Source organism: Kitasatospora sp. NPDC051170 (assembly GCF_044455705.1).
Taxonomy (GTDB): Bacteria; Actinomycetota; Actinomycetes; order Streptomycetales; family Streptomycetaceae; genus Kitasatospora.
The window spans coordinates 44,035-59,015 of sequence record NZ_JBITFA010000002.1 but is presented as its reverse complement, the minus strand read 5'-3'; the positions used below and the strand labels follow the sequence as shown (position 1 = coordinate 59,015).

Annotated in this window: 14 protein-coding genes, 1 tRNA gene and 1 pseudogene; 5 read left to right on the top strand and 11 right to left on the bottom strand. The window is 71.2% G+C overall.

Going from position 1 to position 14,981, the window contains the following annotated elements; genetic code table 11:
- Positions 1–5: 5 nt before the first annotated feature.
- Positions 6–1,241 carry a helix-turn-helix domain-containing protein gene (locus ACIBCA_RS04260; protein ID WP_396281284.1) on the top strand — a complete coding sequence of 412 codons (1,236 nt, stop codon included), beginning with the start codon at positions 6–8 and terminating at the stop codon, positions 1,239–1,241.
- 127 nt (positions 1,242–1,368) lie between these two features.
- Here the strand turns inward: ACIBCA_RS04260 and ACIBCA_RS04255 are convergent, their stop codons facing one another.
- Positions 1,369–2,820 carry a hypothetical protein gene (locus tag ACIBCA_RS04255; RefSeq protein ID WP_396281283.1) on the bottom strand — a complete coding sequence of 484 codons (1,452 nt, stop codon included), beginning with the start codon at positions 2,818–2,820 and terminating at the stop codon, positions 1,369–1,371.
- 495 nt (positions 2,821–3,315) lie between these two features.
- Entirely contained in the window at positions 3,316–4,929 is a 1,614-nt protein-coding gene (locus ACIBCA_RS04250; protein WP_396281282.1) for a peptide chain release factor 3, read from the bottom strand.
- A 249-nt stretch (positions 4,930–5,178) separates the two neighbouring features.
- Between ACIBCA_RS04250 and ACIBCA_RS04245 the strand changes: the two are divergent.
- Positions 5,179–5,417: pseudogene (locus tag ACIBCA_RS04245) on the top strand (hypothetical protein); the annotation flags it as partial.
- 95 nt (positions 5,418–5,512) lie between these two features.
- On the opposite strand, the gene ACIBCA_RS04240 reads toward ACIBCA_RS04245, so the two are convergent.
- A complete protein-coding gene (locus ACIBCA_RS04240; protein ID WP_396281281.1) occupies positions 5,513–6,172 on the bottom strand; it encodes a hypothetical protein in 660 nt (219 codons plus the stop codon).
- Between the two features lie 141 nt (positions 6,173–6,313).
- On the opposite strand from ACIBCA_RS04240, the gene ACIBCA_RS04235 reads away from it, so the two are divergent.
- Positions 6,314–6,916: an HD domain-containing protein gene (locus ACIBCA_RS04235; RefSeq protein WP_396281280.1), complete on the top strand. Its 603-nt coding sequence runs from the start codon at positions 6,314–6,316 to the stop codon at positions 6,914–6,916.
- 78 nt (positions 6,917–6,994) lie between these two features.
- Here ACIBCA_RS04235 and ACIBCA_RS04230 read toward each other — a convergent pair whose 3' ends face one another.
- The gene (locus tag ACIBCA_RS04230; protein ID WP_396281279.1) at positions 6,995–8,158 is read right to left on the bottom strand and encodes a HEAT repeat domain-containing protein; all 1,164 of its coding nucleotides are present in this window, start codon (positions 8,156–8,158) and stop codon (positions 6,995–6,997) included.
- A gap of 292 nt (positions 8,159–8,450) precedes the next feature.
- On the opposite strand from ACIBCA_RS04230, the gene ACIBCA_RS04225 reads away from it, so the two are divergent.
- Positions 8,451–9,119: a DUF1963 domain-containing protein gene (locus tag ACIBCA_RS04225; RefSeq protein ID WP_396281278.1), complete on the top strand. Its 669-nt coding sequence runs from the start codon at positions 8,451–8,453 to the stop codon at positions 9,117–9,119.
- Positions 9,120–9,288: 169 nt separating this feature from the next.
- Here the strand turns inward: ACIBCA_RS04225 and ACIBCA_RS04220 are convergent, their stop codons facing one another.
- Positions 9,289–9,570, bottom strand: a complete 282-nt coding sequence (locus tag ACIBCA_RS04220; protein WP_396281791.1) for a DUF2399 domain-containing protein — start codon at positions 9,568–9,570, stop codon at positions 9,289–9,291.
- Positions 9,571–9,843: 273 nt separating this feature from the next.
- On the opposite strand from ACIBCA_RS04220, the gene ACIBCA_RS04215 reads away from it, so the two are divergent.
- Positions 9,844–10,056, top strand: coding sequence for a hypothetical protein (locus ACIBCA_RS04215; RefSeq protein ID WP_396281277.1), 213 nt, complete (start codon positions 9,844–9,846; stop codon positions 10,054–10,056).
- 71 nt (positions 10,057–10,127) lie between these two features.
- Here the strand turns inward: ACIBCA_RS04215 and ACIBCA_RS04210 are convergent.
- The 6 genes from ACIBCA_RS04210 to ACIBCA_RS04185 all read right to left on the bottom strand — a co-directional run bounded on the left by ACIBCA_RS04210 (position 10,128) and on the right by ACIBCA_RS04185 (position 14,929).
- A tRNA-Pro gene (locus ACIBCA_RS04210) sits at positions 10,128–10,201 on the bottom strand.
- Between the two features lie 138 nt (positions 10,202–10,339).
- Positions 10,340–11,644, bottom strand: a complete 1,305-nt coding sequence (locus ACIBCA_RS04205; protein ID WP_396281276.1) for an MFS transporter — start codon at positions 11,642–11,644, stop codon at positions 10,340–10,342.
- Between the two features lie 86 nt (positions 11,645–11,730).
- On the bottom strand, positions 11,731–12,513 hold the full coding sequence (locus tag ACIBCA_RS04200) for a DUF1684 domain-containing protein (RefSeq protein WP_396281275.1): 783 nt from the start codon (positions 12,511–12,513) through the stop codon (positions 11,731–11,733).
- Between the two features lie 220 nt (positions 12,514–12,733).
- The gene (gene tesB, locus ACIBCA_RS04195; protein WP_396281274.1) at positions 12,734–13,594 is read right to left on the bottom strand and encodes an acyl-CoA thioesterase II; all 861 of its coding nucleotides are present in this window, start codon (positions 13,592–13,594) and stop codon (positions 12,734–12,736) included.
- A 211-nt stretch (positions 13,595–13,805) separates the two neighbouring features.
- Positions 13,806–14,537 carry an alpha-ketoglutarate-dependent dioxygenase AlkB family protein gene (locus ACIBCA_RS04190; RefSeq protein ID WP_396281790.1) on the bottom strand — a complete coding sequence of 244 codons (732 nt, stop codon included), beginning with the start codon at positions 14,535–14,537 and terminating at the stop codon, positions 13,806–13,808.
- Positions 14,538–14,548: 11 nt separating this feature from the next.
- A complete protein-coding gene (locus ACIBCA_RS04185; protein ID WP_396281273.1) occupies positions 14,549–14,929 on the bottom strand; it encodes a transglycosylase family protein in 381 nt (126 codons plus the stop codon).
- Between the last annotated feature and the right edge of the window lie 52 nt (positions 14,930–14,981).

The following is a 14,981-nucleotide window of genomic DNA, read 5'->3' as shown; positions in this document are numbered from 1 at the left end:
CAGACATGGACGAGCTGTGGCCCCCGCCTTCCCCCGAAGTCGCCGACGCGATCAGGTCCCTGTGCCAGCGCCTGATGAGCGAGACGGACGCCATGATCGACGCCCTCACCCCGCCCACTCTCGTGGCCCAGAACGACCCCGCCCTGCTCGCGGACGCGTCCCTGGCGGAGGAGGACCGCGAGCTCAACCGCTCCGATCTCGTGCAGTGGTTGACGGCGAACGTCCAGCAGCCGGGGCGGCGGGTGGAGCCGTACGTCGGCCCGCGTGCCACGGCCTACATCAACGTCCTCGTCTCCCGCGGCATCGCGCCGGACTTCGTCGGTGCCTGGCGCGTGGCCTTGGGCATGGGCTGGCGGCGGTGGCTGGAGGAGTGCACGGCGAAGTTCACCGATCGCGACCTCCTGGTGGACGTCCTGGACGTGTCGGCGAAGTCGCTGGTTCAGTACGCCCTCGACTCCGTCCTGGCGCTGCGGGAAGCCGGTCTCGCCGCGGCGATGGGCAACGCGGATGCCGAGGCGATCGCGTTGATCCAGCTGATCGCCAGCGGAGCACCGATGGCGCAGGACCTCGCCGAGGGGCGCCTGCACTACCGGATGGGGCGCTGGCACACCGGTCTCGTGCTGTGGATCGACGACCCCCGGCACGTCGACGCCCTGGACCTGGCCGTCGCGGCGGTGAGCACCCCGGCCTCGAACCGCAGCACCCTGGTGGCACGTGCCAGCACCACCTCACGTTGGATCTGGCTCTCCGGTGCGAACGTCCCGGACCTGTACCAGGTGGAGCAGGCCATGGCGACGGCACCCGGGGTCCGCGGCGCGGTGGGCAGGCCCGGCCACGGACTCGAAGGGTTCCGGTCCAGCCACCAGGACGCCCTCGCGGCGCAGGCACTGGTCATCCGGCTCGCATCCGACCGGCAGTTCACCGCCTACGCCGACGTCGAGCTGATCGACGCGCTCACCAAGGACCGGGCCGGCGCCCGACGGTTCGTCATCAACACCCTCGGTCGGCTGGCCGAAGCCGACCCGGCGCTGCGGCAGGCGCTCCTCACCTACGTACAGTGCGGCTTCAACACCACACGCGCCGCCGCCGCCCTCTATGTGCACCGCAACACCGTCGAGCGGCGGGTCTCGCGCGCGAACGAGCTCTCAGCGGTCAAGGTCGAGGACAACCCTGCCCATCTCGCGGCAGCGCTCCTCGTGCTGGACATCGCGCCCGGCATCCTCGCGACCGCCTCGACCTGACCTCGCCGTGGGACGTGCACCACTGAGCAACGACGGTCGGTCGCACGGGCATTGGAGCGCCCCGCACCGCCACCGCTGTCAACGGCCGAAGCGGTCTCCGCTTCGGCCGACACCGCTGGCGCGTTGGTCAGACCGTCAGGATGGTCCATCGTCCGCGCCGGGCTGCTCCCCTGGGCCGTCGACTGAAGATGCACCACCAGGCGGCAGGTGCGCGTCCAATCCCCGCCCGGTGCGGGTCCTCACCGCGATTCGCAGGTAAGCGCCCTGATTCCACGGTGGTGATCGCATGGTGGTCGCAGACGACCCAATGGGCGGTTGCCTCGGTAGCCTCCGCGAGCCGATCGAGGACCAACCACCGCAGGGGCAGAAGAAGTGCGCAAGTCAGGACGGCCGGGCCGGGTCTACCGCCGGTGCGGATGCCGCGGCGCGGGCACTCCTTTTCCCCACGCAGCACTTCCCAGGGCAGCGGCAGCTCCGCCCACACATAGGTGTCCGGATGCAGCCCGCCCTTGCTCCTGCGGTGCCAGTACGCCACGTCGGCCGCCATCAGGCGCGGCACCTTGCCCGGACAGATCCGGTCCAGGACATCCGTCCGCTCCAACTCGGTCAGCAGCGCCAACCAGTGCGCCCGCGCCGTGTTCCACGCCTGCGCGGCCTGGTTCCAGGTCGACGAGTCGTTGCCCCGGCGCACGATCATGGTGTCGCGCTCCAGCGGACAGCGATCCCAGGCGTCCTCCAGCAGCCCGGCCACCTCCCGCAGGAAGCGCGTCCATCGGGTCAGCAGCTGGTCGAGCTCATCGTCGGACAGCCTCGCCAGCACATCCGCCGTCGGATGCACCTGCGCGACCACGTACCAACGGGTCTGCTCCGGTTGGGCCCGCAGTCGCCCGTACAGGGCGTCGGCGACCTCGTCGTACACCCGCCGCTGCCTGCCGTTGGTGAAGACGCTGCGCATGTAGCCCCGTGCCGTGACGTACGCGACGAAGGCCGCGGTGTCCTGGTCGGCGGCGAACAATTCGTACGGCAGCGTATGGGCGAACGCCCCCTTGCCGGTGACGGTGACCTCGTGGCGGCGCTGCTCGTGGATGAGCCGCGCCAACTTGGCCTCCATACGGCAGAGCAACCGGAAGCGCTTGTTGTACTGACGCTTGGACAGCTCGCCCAGGCCGGCTTCGGCACGCCCGGCCCGGTCCAGCCGGTCCCTGCCGAAGTCGTTCTCCCCGTAGGCACGGCAGATCTCCTGCCCTGCGCGACGAATCACCGCCTCGATCTGTCCTGGGTCGTCCGCCGCACCGACCGGCAGGTCCGTCACACTGGCGAACAGGCGTTCCGCGCAGGAAAGTTGACGCTGAGCACCGACCGGCTGGGCAAAGCCCTCCAGCATGGAGGTGTAGCCGTGCCACAGCCGGGTCAGCGAGTGCTCGGCAGCCTTGGCGAGAGCAGCCTCGGTGGCCGGATCTAGGCTGACGCCCCGGGCCGCGTACAGGTCCTGGATGAGCTGGGCCACGTCCTCCGGACGCTTGCGCAGCTTCAGCGTGGCATGCAGCTCCCTGAGCAACTGTTCGAAGTCAGGCGGCATGCGCCCCACCCTGACATCACCGTCATCGAAGCTCCACCCAATATTCGGGTGGAGCCCCGAGAGGGAGGACAGCGATCCTCTCGACCGAGGCTGGGAGCAAGGCCCCAGGCCCCTCCATGCAGCATGCCCGGATCACCTGCACATGCCGAAGCACAACGCGGAGTGTGGTGGGACAAGCTCCAGAACAATGTCCGTCGTGACGAGGACACCGACGCGCACCTCGTCCGACTGGGGTGGCTCCCCCTACGGGTCTGGGAGCACGAGGCCGTGGACACCGCAGTAGCCAAGGCGGTCGAGGCCCTCGCGTTCCAAGGGCGCTCCCGGGCGCTGGGGACCCAGGGGCGGGGCGGACGGTGATGCGTCCCGAGCACTCGTCGGCACCCACAGGGGCGGCGCGCGCCGGAAGACCCCCGGCAGGGGCCGTACCACGCGCCGTCCGCCGTACCGAGCGGCGCCGCCGTGCCGAGCGGCGCCGCCGTACCGAGAGGTCGGCGATCAGTCCGCCGTGGCGATCAGCGGCTGGAGCAGGATGTCGGGTTGGGCGCGCTGGAAGGCGTTCAGGTGCCACTTGTCGGCGAACAAGGCCAGCAGCGCGTCATCCGAGCGGCGGGTGAGCACCTCGCCGTTGGTCAGACGGGCTTTGGCCAGGGCTGCGGCGCCGTCGGCGTCGGTGATCCGGGCCAAGCGGTAGGAGAGCTGGTCGAGGGCGATCGGGGAGGAGAACTCGTGCTCCATCCGGTGCAGGATCACGTCGAACTGCATCGGGCCGACCGCAGCCATGACCGGCGCCTGGTCGCCACGCCGGTCGGAGACCAGCACCTGGATCACGCCTTCCTCATCGAGTTGGGCGACGCCCTTGCGGAACTGCTTGGAACGGCTGATGTCCTTGGGCCGTGCCACCGCGAAGTACTCGGGGGCGAAGGCCGGCAGCGGGGGAAACTCGGTCTTCTTGCCGGTGAAGAGGGTGTCGCCGACCCGCAGCGCGCTCGCGTTGATCAGGCCGACCACGTCGCCGGGGTACGCGGTGTCGACCACGGTGCGCTCGGCTCCGAAGACGGTGTGCGCGTACTTGGTGGCGAACGAACGGCCGCTGGCCGCCCGGGTGACGTGCATGCCGCGCTCGAAGACGCCGGAGCAGACTCGGACGAAGGCGATCCGGTCGCGGTGGGCCGGGTCCATGTTCGCCTGGATCTTGAACACCAGGCCGGAGAACTCCTCGCCGACCTCGCGGCTGCCGCCCTTGGCCAGCGGGCGGGGCCCGGGAGCCGGAGCGAGGTCGACCACGGCGTCCAGCAGGGGCTTCACACCGATGTTGGTCAGCGCGGCGCCGAAGAAGACCGGGCTGATCTTGCCGGCCTCGAAGGCCTCCTGGTCGTAGCCGGGGCCGGAGGATAGCACCAGCTCCAGCTCCTCCAGCGCGGTCGTCCAGGCTTCGCCCTCCTGCTCGGCGGCCTCCTCGGAGGTGAGCAGCTCCTCGCGGGCGGCGTGCGTGCCGGCCGGCACCTTGGTGTAGCGCAGCATCTGCTCGGTGTTCCCCGCTTCGACCAGGCCGCGCAGGTTGCCCGCGTTGCCTACCGGCCAGACGACCGGGACGGGGGTGATCCCGAGGTGCGTCTCGATGTCCTCGAGCAGGGTGAGTGCATCCCGGCCGCGCCGGTCCCACTTGTTGATGAAGGTGATCACGGGGACGCCACGATGGCGGCAGACCGCGAAGAGCTTGCGGGTCTGCTCCTCCAGGCCCTTGGCCGCGTCGACCAGCATGATCGCGCAGTCGACGGCGGCCAGCACCCGGTAGGTGTCCTCGGAGAAGTCGGCGTGGCCGGGGGTGTCGACCAGGTTCATCACGTGGCCGCGATGGCCGAACTGCAATGCGGCCGAGGTCACCGAGATGCCGCGCTCGCGTTCCAACTCCATCCAGTCACTGGTCACGCCGCGTCGGTCACCCTTGGCGTGCACCGCACCGGCAGATGTGATCGCCCGCGCGTGCAGCGCCAGCGCCTCGGTGAGCGTGGACTTGCCCGCGTCCGGATGGCTGATCACGGCGAAGGTCCGTCGGCGGCTGGCCTCATGAAGGACCTGCGTGACGGGGACGGACTGTTCGGTGCTCACGTGATTCCTCGGGTACGCATCGGCAGCAGGCCGGGTGACGCCTCTCCGTACCTGGTGAGCCAGGGATCAGGTCCACAGGCCCAAGAAGCGATAATAGGCTGCCGGACGGCGTTCCCCCGAAATTCCCACCTGTCGGCTGCCCCGGCTCCAGCCGGGAAAACAGCCGAACTGGCAGGAGTCGAATCAGAGCCGAGCCGGTCCAGGGTCCTCAGCCACAGATTGCGCCGGCCCCGTTCGGCGGTGCCCTGGATGAAGTGCCGGGCAAGCTCCTCGCTCTCGCAACCGGCCATCTGTGGGCTCGGAGAGTCGTCGGGCGTGCGTGCCTGGCCGCCTCGCCTGCCCGAGCAGCCGATCTTCTATCCGGTGCTGAACGAGGACTACGCGTCCGGATCGCGCGGGACTGGAACGTGCCCGCCTCGGGCGTCGGCTACGTCACCAGGTTCGAGATCGACGCCGCCTTCGTCGCTCGCTACCCAGTGCTACGAGCGCCCACGGATCGCCGCATTCTGATGCCGAGCCGCCGACGCGAGGACGGTTGACCGCGGGTGGGCACCGACAGCCCGCCCGCGGCCGTCCCCGGTTCCTACGTTGTGGGGTAGCCGATCTCGGCGATGTCCTCGGCAACGTCCGCGAGGGTCAGCTCGACGTTGAGGGCACGGACCACGTCATCGGTGAGTGGCCGCAGTGCACAGACGTGCCGGACGGTATCCAGGTCGACTGGTACTTCGTAGTAGTCGACGGCGAAGCTCGCGTACGCCTCCGGAGATCGGTCGGTGAGGAGCCGGAACAGCCAGTCGGCCCCGTCGGGGTCGGCGTGGCCCTCCGGGAAGTCGATCTCCCCCGTCTGCCAGCTCCCATCAGTCGTCCTGCGCCACAGGCAGGCCGTCACCGTCGGTACGCCGTCGTCGTTGAACGCGGGTTCCTCGACGCACGACCGGAACTCTTCGGGAACGGAGTCCAGCACGCCCGGCCACACTCCGTCCTCGGCGTAGGGGCTCATCGGCGACTCGTGGTCGAAGCCCCGGACGTACACACCGACCGGAGCGAAGACGATCGAGTACTCGTCCCCCGAACCGTTGCGCATCGACGCCAGCTCCTCCGTCGGCGACCACCGCGAGTCGAAGGAGTAGTAGCGCGAGGACCAATCAGGGCTGAGGATCGCATCCAGCATCGCCAAAGCCCGGCAGTGGTCCCGCAGGACGTCAGGATCGGGCAGAGAACGGGCGACATCGTTGACGGTCATGCGGACCATCCAAGCCGACCCCAGTGACAACCCGCACGGTCGCCGCCAGCCGCCGCACAAGGGATATCGACAACCAACCAAAGACAGCAGCCATATCCCGGGTAGCGACGCCATTCGAGGCACTGACATACCGTGTCCCGGATGGCCCTCAATGCGCTGCAGCGAGCCCTCACCCTACCTGGCGACCCCGTACTGCGACCGCTCCCGCACCAGGTCGCCGTCCTCCTCGAAGAGTTGCAGGCCCCGCCCAGGCTCGCGGCCCATCTTCGGGCCGTCCACGATGTCGCCCACCAACTGGTCGACTGGGCCGAACGGCACTACCCCCAGCTGGACTTCGACCGGCACGCCGTCCTCTTCGGCGCCGCCACCCACGACATCGGGAAGATCCTGCACCCCGAGGAGCTCTCCCGGCCCGGCTCCGCACACGAGGAGGCCGGCCACGACCTGCTGATCGCCCGGGGCGTCACCGAGGAACTCGCCCGCTTCGCCCGCAACCACGCATCGTGGAACGCCCCCGGCATCAGCACCGACGACCTGCTGGTAAGCCTCGCCGACAAGATCTGGAAGGGCAAGCGCGTCACTGATCTCGAACAACTGCTGATCGAGTGCCTTGCCGAAGCCGGCCGCCAGCGACCGTGGGAGGCGTTCGTGGCACTCGACGATGTTCTCGACCACATCGCGCAGGACGCCGAACGCAGGCTGGCCTTCCAAGCCGAACACCCGGTTGCTCCGGGCATCCGATGAGCCTGTGAGGGTGCCGGAACTCGGCCCAGGCCCCGACGGGCAGCGGGGGCCGCAAGGATCCGTGCTCTCCGCGAGCCGTCAGAAGTCGGGGGCCCTGTGGGGGTTTGTCAGGAGCGTGCGGAAGGAGTCTCGTTCTGTCGGTAGTCCGGCTCGGCGCAGCCATGTGATCTTGTTGCCGATGTTGCCCCAGCAGTCGTCCTTGGCCGCGACGGCGCTGAGGAGTCGGTACTGGGCGTCGGTGAGGGCCGCCTCGCCGGCGTTGCCGTCGGGGAAGGCGCGCAGCAGGAGGGGTCCCCAGTCGCGTTCGACGGTGTAGTCGTCGGCCATGGGCATCAAGGCCAGTGCGGCGTCCAGGACTTCTTCCAGGGTGCTGGTGCGGGCGAGCAGGGCCTGGAGGAGGGTGAAGCGGAACCATCCGTCGAGTTGGGGCAGGGGTTCGGCGTCGAACCAGTGGTCGGCGGTGTGCGGGTCCGACAGGGCCTCCAGAAGGATGGCGGTGGGGCGCGGGTCCTCGGAGGGGAGCGGGGCGAGGGCGGCGCAGGCGCGGATCGCCGGGTCCGGGTCGGTGAGCAGGTCGCTGGTGTCCTGTGCCCAGGCGACGAGGGTCAGAACGGCCGCGGCGCGCTCCCGCCGATCCCCGGTTGTGGTGAGGATGGTGCGCAGCCGCTTGGCGGCGTCGGGTATCCGGTCGCGGAGCTCGGGGGCCCTGAGCAGGTGGCCGGCGGCACCGACGGCGGCCTCGCGAACCACGGGGTCGGGATCGGCCAGGTAGGAAGCTACCGCATGGTGGATCGCGGGGCGGGCTGCGCGGCAGGCCGCGATGTCGGCTGGGTCGTCGTCCTCGGGATCCTGCTCGCGGTCGTCGTAGTAGCCGACCGACTCGGCGATCTCGCCCAGCCACTCCAGAAGCGCGGCGCGCAGCGGGCGGACCCGGTCGTCCCACGGGTACTCGCTCTCGTGCTCGGCCGAGGTGTGCGGATGGTCCAGAATGCCGGCCACGAACAGTGCGACCGGCGCGGTGCTGCTGTAGATCGAGCCCTGGTGGAGGACCGACATCTGCAGCTGGCCCAGGGCATGGGCATGGACCTCGGGGTCCTCGTCCAGCAGGCCTACCAGCAGGGTGGGTGTGTCCTCGGCCGATCCATACGCGTGGCTCAGCTCCGCCCACGGCGTTTCGAGCAGGACAGCCTTGGGGGGCGGGACCGATTCGATGCCGGCAGGCGGCTCACCAGGAGTGATCACGGGCAGCAGTGTGGCGGATCGGGCTGACAATGGGACGAAGGCTGGTGACGGAAGCCGAACGCTCGGCCATCCCGGCAGTCGAGGGAGGCTCCCCGTGTGAAAGCCGAACGCCTGCCCTGGGCGCAGCACGTCCGGCGTTCCGTTCGCCGAAAGACGTAACCGCGATGACCGGTGCCCCTGCCAACTGACGTGCCCGATCCACTTCGTCCCAAGCCCGGTCTGCGGAGTCGTGACCACGGGCCATGGCCATGGTAGGCCGAGGTGTCAGCGGCTTGTCGTACAGTCGCCAGCTGTGACGACGACCCTGATGACGTACGCGGGCACCACCGAGCCCACCGCATTTGTCACCCGCACCGGCGGGGTGCCGCTGGCCCCGGCCGGGACTTCGTGGCCTGAGTGCTCCACGTGCGACGGACCGATGCAGTTCCTGGCGCAGGTGCTCCTCGACGATCTCGGCCGCCACACTGGCCAGGGCGCCGTCGAGGGGCGGGACGTGCTCGCCCTGTTCATGTGCCAGAACGACCCAGGCATGTGCGAGGAGTGGGACCCGCAGGCGGGCGGCAACCGCGCACTGCTGTTCCCCACGGCCGCACTCCAGCCGATCCCGGTGCCCGTGCTGGACGAGGACGACGACCAGGAGCCGATCCTGCTCGGCGCGGTGAGCGCCGTCGCGTACGAGACTCCGTCCACGACGGCCGATTACGGCCAGGCATACACGGAGTGGGCGAGGCAGCCGGGCCGGACTCCTCTTGACGTCCTCGGTCAGCTCGGCGGGCAGCCCGCGTGGCTGCAGAACGACGAGACCCCTGCCTGCCCGACCTGCGCACGGGAGATGAGGCTCGTCGCTCAGCTCGAGGAAGGACGGGACCACGCCACCGCGATGAACTTCGGCGGGCGCGGTGAGGCCTATGCCTTCGCGTGCGAGCCCTGCACACAGGCCGTGTTCCTGTGGCAGTGCTGACCGCAGCAATCTTCTGCCCCCAGCCGGAGAGCCCGACCGCGCTCGAGCGACTACGCGCGCACCTCGGGGAACCGGAGTCCTGGGGCGGGACTCCGGATGAGCCCGCTGCGCCCGGGCCCTGTCCGCCGCACCTGCCTGACTCACGCTCCCCTGGCGGCCGGCCCCCTGGTCACCGCTGCCCCGGCGCCAGGTCCGCGATGAGCCGGTCGAGTGCCGACTCCTCGTGCAGCGCCACGTTCAGTACCGTCATGGCGGCGGCGAGGTCGGCGTCCCAGCTCGCCTCCACCGGGGCTCCGACGAGCGGAAGGCCCGGGCTGCCCTGGTCCCGGGCGTGGGCGGCGAGTTGTTCGTAGTCCTGGGCCGCCATCCGCCACGGTAGGGCCGAGCAGCGTCGGATGACGCGGTTGGCGAGCGCGATGCCCGGCCAGTCGAAATCGCCGTGGTAGCGCAGCCACAGGCCGGCGGCCGCGAGGGTGTCGAGGAGTTCGGACCAAGGGCAAGCGGCGGCGGACAGTGCCGCTGATCCCGGAGATCCGCGAGCTGGTGGCCTGGCGCCTGGACGTGATCGACCAGGACCCGATGGCCCGGCTGTTCACAGGACCGCGGGGCGGGCGGATCACCACCGCGGTCCTGCGGGACGCGACGCACTGGGACGAGGTCGTGGTGGGGGCTCGGCTTCGAGCACCTGCGCCGGCACGACCTTCGGCACACCGGGCTGACGTGGATGGCCGACGCCGGGGTGCCGCTGCACGTCCTGCGGAAGATCGCGGGGCACGGATCGCTCACCACCACGCAGCGGTACCTGCATCCGGACCGGCGCTCGATCGAGCTGGCCGGCGAGGTGCTGAGCGCGCACCTGAGCGGGCCGCGCGAGGCCCCTGGTCCCGAAGTAGTCCCCCCGGAGTCCCCCGGCCGCCACCTGCGGCTCGTGCGCTGACCGCCCTCAGGAACAGCAAAAGCCCCGCTGGCCTGGACTTCCGTCCAGTCAGCGGGGCTCCGACATCACTGTCGGGACGACAGGATTTGAACCTGCGACCCCTTGACCCCCAGTCAAGTGCGCTACCAAGCTGCGCCACGTCCCGTGGTCTCGGTGCCGGCGGCGGGGCCTGGGGGGCTCTGCCGGGCGGCTTCTCGACCTTGTCTCCGGTTGTTGTCCCGGCGACGTGGAAAACAATACAGCACGTCGGGGGGTGCTCGCTGCCAGGTATCGGGGGGTGGGGTCAGGGGGTGGGGTGGCGGGAGTCGTAGGTGAGGAAGGCGGGGCGGCGGGCGGCGAGGAGGAGGGCGGCGGCTACGCAGGCGAGGCCGCCGGTGATCACGGAGGTGATGGGGGTGGTGAGGGAGGCGACGGCGCCGGATTCGAAGTCGCCGAGGCGGGGGCCGCCGGCGACGACGACGATGAAGACGCCCTGGAGGCGGCCGCGCATCTCGTCGGGGGCGGCGACCTGCATCATCGTGTTGCGGAAGATCATGCTGACGGTGTCGGCGCAGCCGGCGACGGCGAGCAGGAGGAGGCCGAGCCAGAGGTTGTGGAGGGCGCCGAAGGCGGCGATGGCGAGGCCCCAGGCGCAGACGGCGGCGAGGACGGCGACGCCCTGGCGGTGTATGCGGCCGACCCAGCCGGAGAAGAGGGCGCCGAGGAGGGCGCCGACGGCGGGGGCGGAGACCAGGAGGCCGACGGTGCGGGCGTCGCCGCCGTAGAGGGTGACGGCGAGGGCGGGGAAGAGGGCGCGGGGCATTCCGAAGACCATCGCGGCGAGGTCGGCGAGGAAGCTGGTGCGCAGGTTGGGCTGCTCGCGCAGGAAGCGCAGGCCCTCGAGGACGGAGGCGCGGCCCGTACGGTCGCCGAGCGGCCGGATGGCGGGAAGGCGCCACATCGCGTAGAGGGTGCCGGTGAAGGCGACGGTGTCGACGAGGTAGGCGGCCTGGGGACCGTACGCGCCGATGAGGAGGCCGCCGAGCATGGGGCCCACGGTGAGGCCGAGGTTCATGCCGACGGTGTTGAGGGCGTTGGCGGCGGGGAGCTGGTGGCCGGGGACGAGCCGGGGGATCATCGCGGAGCGGGCGGGCGAGCTCATCGCGAAGAACCCGGCCTGGAGGGCGACGGCGGCGTAGAGGACGGCGACCTGGTCGAGGCCCGCGGCGGCCTGGACGGCGAGGACGAGCGAGACGGCGGCGAGGCCCGCGGCGCCGATGAGGCCGAGCCTGCGCCGGTCGACGGTGTCGGCGACGGCCCCGCCGTAGAGGCCGAAGACGACGAGCGGGACGAACGAGAACAGGCCGACCAAGCCGGTGGCGAAGGCCGAGCCGGTCAGATCGTAGATCTGGACGGCGACGGCGACGGCCGTCATCTGCTGGCCTATGGAGGAGACGGCCTGGCCGGACCAGACGCGCCGGTAGTCGGGGTTGTCGCGCAGCGGGCTGAGGTCGGCGAACGTCCGCCGGTACCAGGGCGGCGAAGGCGAAGAGGACGGAAGGGCGGCGGAGTCGGGCAGTTGTTCGGTCGGTGAGGTCACACCCGTCATCGTCGTCCCACCCGTCACACCGCCCCGCGCCGGGGGCGGTGTGGCGCGGTGTGGGGCGGTGTGACGGGTGGGACGACGGCCCAGCGCTACCGGCTGAGGACCTGCCGCTCCCCCGCCTCGACGGCGAAGTCCAGCCGGTTGCCCGGCGGCGGGAACGGGCAGATGAAGTGGTCCGAGAAGGCGCACGGCGGCAGGTAGGCCCGGTTGAGGTCGAGCACCGTCCGCCCGTCCGCGTCCGGCTCGGGGAGCGTGATGAACCGGAACCGGTAGGTGTCGCCGCCGCTGGTCGCGTCGGCGATCACGCCGCTGAGGCGCTTGCCGGCGCGGCTGACGGTGAGGGTGCGGTGCTCTCCGGCGACGGTGAACTCGATCCGCCCGGTGACGGCGAGCGGGCGCTCCCGCCCGTCCGCGTTGGGGACGACGACGGCCTGCGGCTCGCCCTCGAACGGGGTGAAGACGGCGGGCACGGCCCACTCGGGCGCGTACGGGAAGGCGGAGATGCCCGCGAAGGCGACGCGGCGGGGCGCGGCCGGGTCGAAGACGCGCAGGGCGAGCTCGCCCTCGCGCTCGATCGGGACGAGCAGCAGGTCACCCAGGGTGGCGGTGCCCGCGGCCGGGTCGGTGTCGGGGCGCAGCAGCACCTCGCCGTCCACCAGCAGGCCGTGCGCGAGCAGGCCGTCGGCGGCGGCCGCCCGGACGCGGACGCCCTCGGTGTCGGCCCACCACTGCCCGGGCAGGCCGGGGACCTGGACGGACTCCGCGTCCAGCCAGTGGGTGCCGGTGAGCGCCAGCTGGCCGTGCTGCGCGCTCACGGACGCCGCCCGCTGGTCGCTCCAGCGCTTCCAGTCCTCCGCGGCCTTATCCGTCATCGGTGCACCCTCCCGGTCCGGTCCGGGGGCGGCCCGCCGTTCGGGCCGTCCTCCTCGGTCATCCAGTAGCCGTTCATCCGGCAACCATTCAGTACGAACGCTCCCCGCCCGAACGGATCATTCCCGCCGGGCGGACGAACGTCCGAAACCGTCACCCGGCGCAGCACCGGGAAACGCACGGAAACACCCGCGCATCACGACGACAACACCACCGCCGCACTCACCCGCCCAGCCGCCGGAACAGCCCTTCCTGCACCACGGACACCACCAGCCGGCCCTCCCGGTCGTAGATCTGCCCGCGCGCCAGGCCCCGCGCGCCGTGCGCGATCGGCGACTCCTGCTGGTACAGCAGCCAGTCGTCGGTACGGAACGGCCGGTGGAACCACATCGCGTGGTCGAGCGAGGCCATGTCGAAGTGCCGCTTGCCCCACAGCGGTTCGGCGGGCGCGCGGACCGCGTCGAGCAGCGTCATGTCGCTCGCGTACGTGAGGGCGCAGACGTGTATCAGCGGGTCGTCGGGGAGGGGGCCGTTGGTGCGCAGCCAGACGCCGCTGCGTGCCTCGACGCCGGCCAGTTCCTCCTGGCTCCAGCGCAGCCGGTCGACGTACCGGATGTCGAAGGGCTGGCGGCGGCTGATGAACGGGGGCAGTTCGCCGAGCCGGGAGCCGACCTCGTCGAGGGCGCTGGGCAGGTCCTCGGGCGCGGGGACCTCGGGCATCGGGTGCTGGTGCTCGATGCTGTCGGGCTCCGGACGGTGGAAGTCCGCGGTCAGCGCGAAGATCGACCGGCCGCCCTGGATGGCGAGGACCCGGCGGGTGGTGAACGAGCGGCCGTCACGGATCCGGTCGACCTGGTAGACGATCGGCAGGCCGGGCACCCCAGGGCGCAGGAAGTAGGCGTGCAGCGAGTGGACGGGGCGCGCGTCCTCCACCGTACGCCCTGCCGCGACCAGCGCCTGCCCGGCGACCTGGCCGCCGAACGTCCGCTGCAGCGCCTCCTCGGGGCTGCGCCCGCGGAAGATGTTCAGTTCGATCTGCTCCAGGTCGAGCAGGTCGACCAAGTCGTCGACGGGGGTACCCATGCGCACTTCCTCTCAGCGAGGGCGGGCGGACCCGCTCCGATCGAATTCTCCCGCTCACTCGAATCCCTGCGCGACCGGGGTCATTCCCGCACCTCGGGGCGGGTCTCCCGATTCACCCGAACGTGTGGCCGAACGAGACCGAAACCCAGACCGACACCCAGGACGGAATACCCAGGACGGAATCAGGACAGAAGAAGGACGGACAGGGGCCCTACCGCCCGAACCCCGACTCCCGCACCGTGACGTTGAGCCGCCCCACCAGGCCCAGCGCCTCCTCCCCCGTCCCCGCCAGCGTCCGCACCACCCCGTGGTACGCGTACCGCGCCGGCCCGCCGAACACCAGCACGTCCCCGCCCCGCAGCTCCAGATCCGTCCACGGCCGCGTCCGGGTCTCGGTGTTCCCCAGCCGGAACACGCACGTGTCGCCGAGCGAGAACGACACCACCGGCGCGTCCGCCCGCTCGTCCCGGTCCTGGTGCAGGCCCATCCTGGCGCCGTGCGGGTAGTGGTTGACGATCGCGACGTCCGGCTCGTACGAGGCCGCGCCCGCGATCTCGCCCAGCCCGCCCCCGCCCCCGCCCCCGTCTCCGCCTCCGCCCCCATCCCCGTCCCCGTACGCCTCCGCGACGGCGCGGCGGGCGAGCGCGCCGAGCTCGGGCGGGAACGGCTTGACGGGCGTACCGTCCTCGGCGATCGGCCGGTAGCCGTACGGGTACCAGTGCAGGCCCAGGCTCACCATCCGGACGGACATCATCCCGCCCGTGGGCATCCGCACCTCGTGCAGCCCGGCCGGCGGGCGGGCCCACTCCCGGCAGGCGGCGAGCAGGCGCCGCTGCGCGTCCAGGTCCAGCCAGCCGGGCAGCAGGACGGCCCCGGGCGCGGGCTCACTGCGCGCAGGACGGCCCCCGCCCCCGGACTGCCCGCCGGACGACTCGCCGAACAGCTCTCCCTGGATCACCCCTCCAGCTTCCCACTCCTCGATGATCCCCCGATCAGCCCCAACTCCCGGGCGCAGGACGGCCATGCCTCCCACCCCTGCTGCCGCAGGATCTCCTCCCCCACCGTCGTCTGCTGCCGCCGGCTCGCGTGGTCGGGCCGGTCGGCGAAGGGCAGCCCGCCCGCCTCGGACCAGGTGGACGGCCGGATCTGCAGGCCTCCGTAGAAGCCGTTGCCGGTGTCGGCCTGCCAGTCCCCGCCGCTCTCGCAGTCGGCGAGCCCGTCCCACACCACGTCGGCGACCGGCACCGCGGCGCCGACGGCCCACATCAGCACCAACACGCCTCCCACCCGCAGCACCAGCCTGCCTATACGTCCGTCATACGAATACAGCAGCATGGCGCCCGACCCTAAGCGCCCCTCGCCCTCGCCGCCCGGACACGCCGAAGGC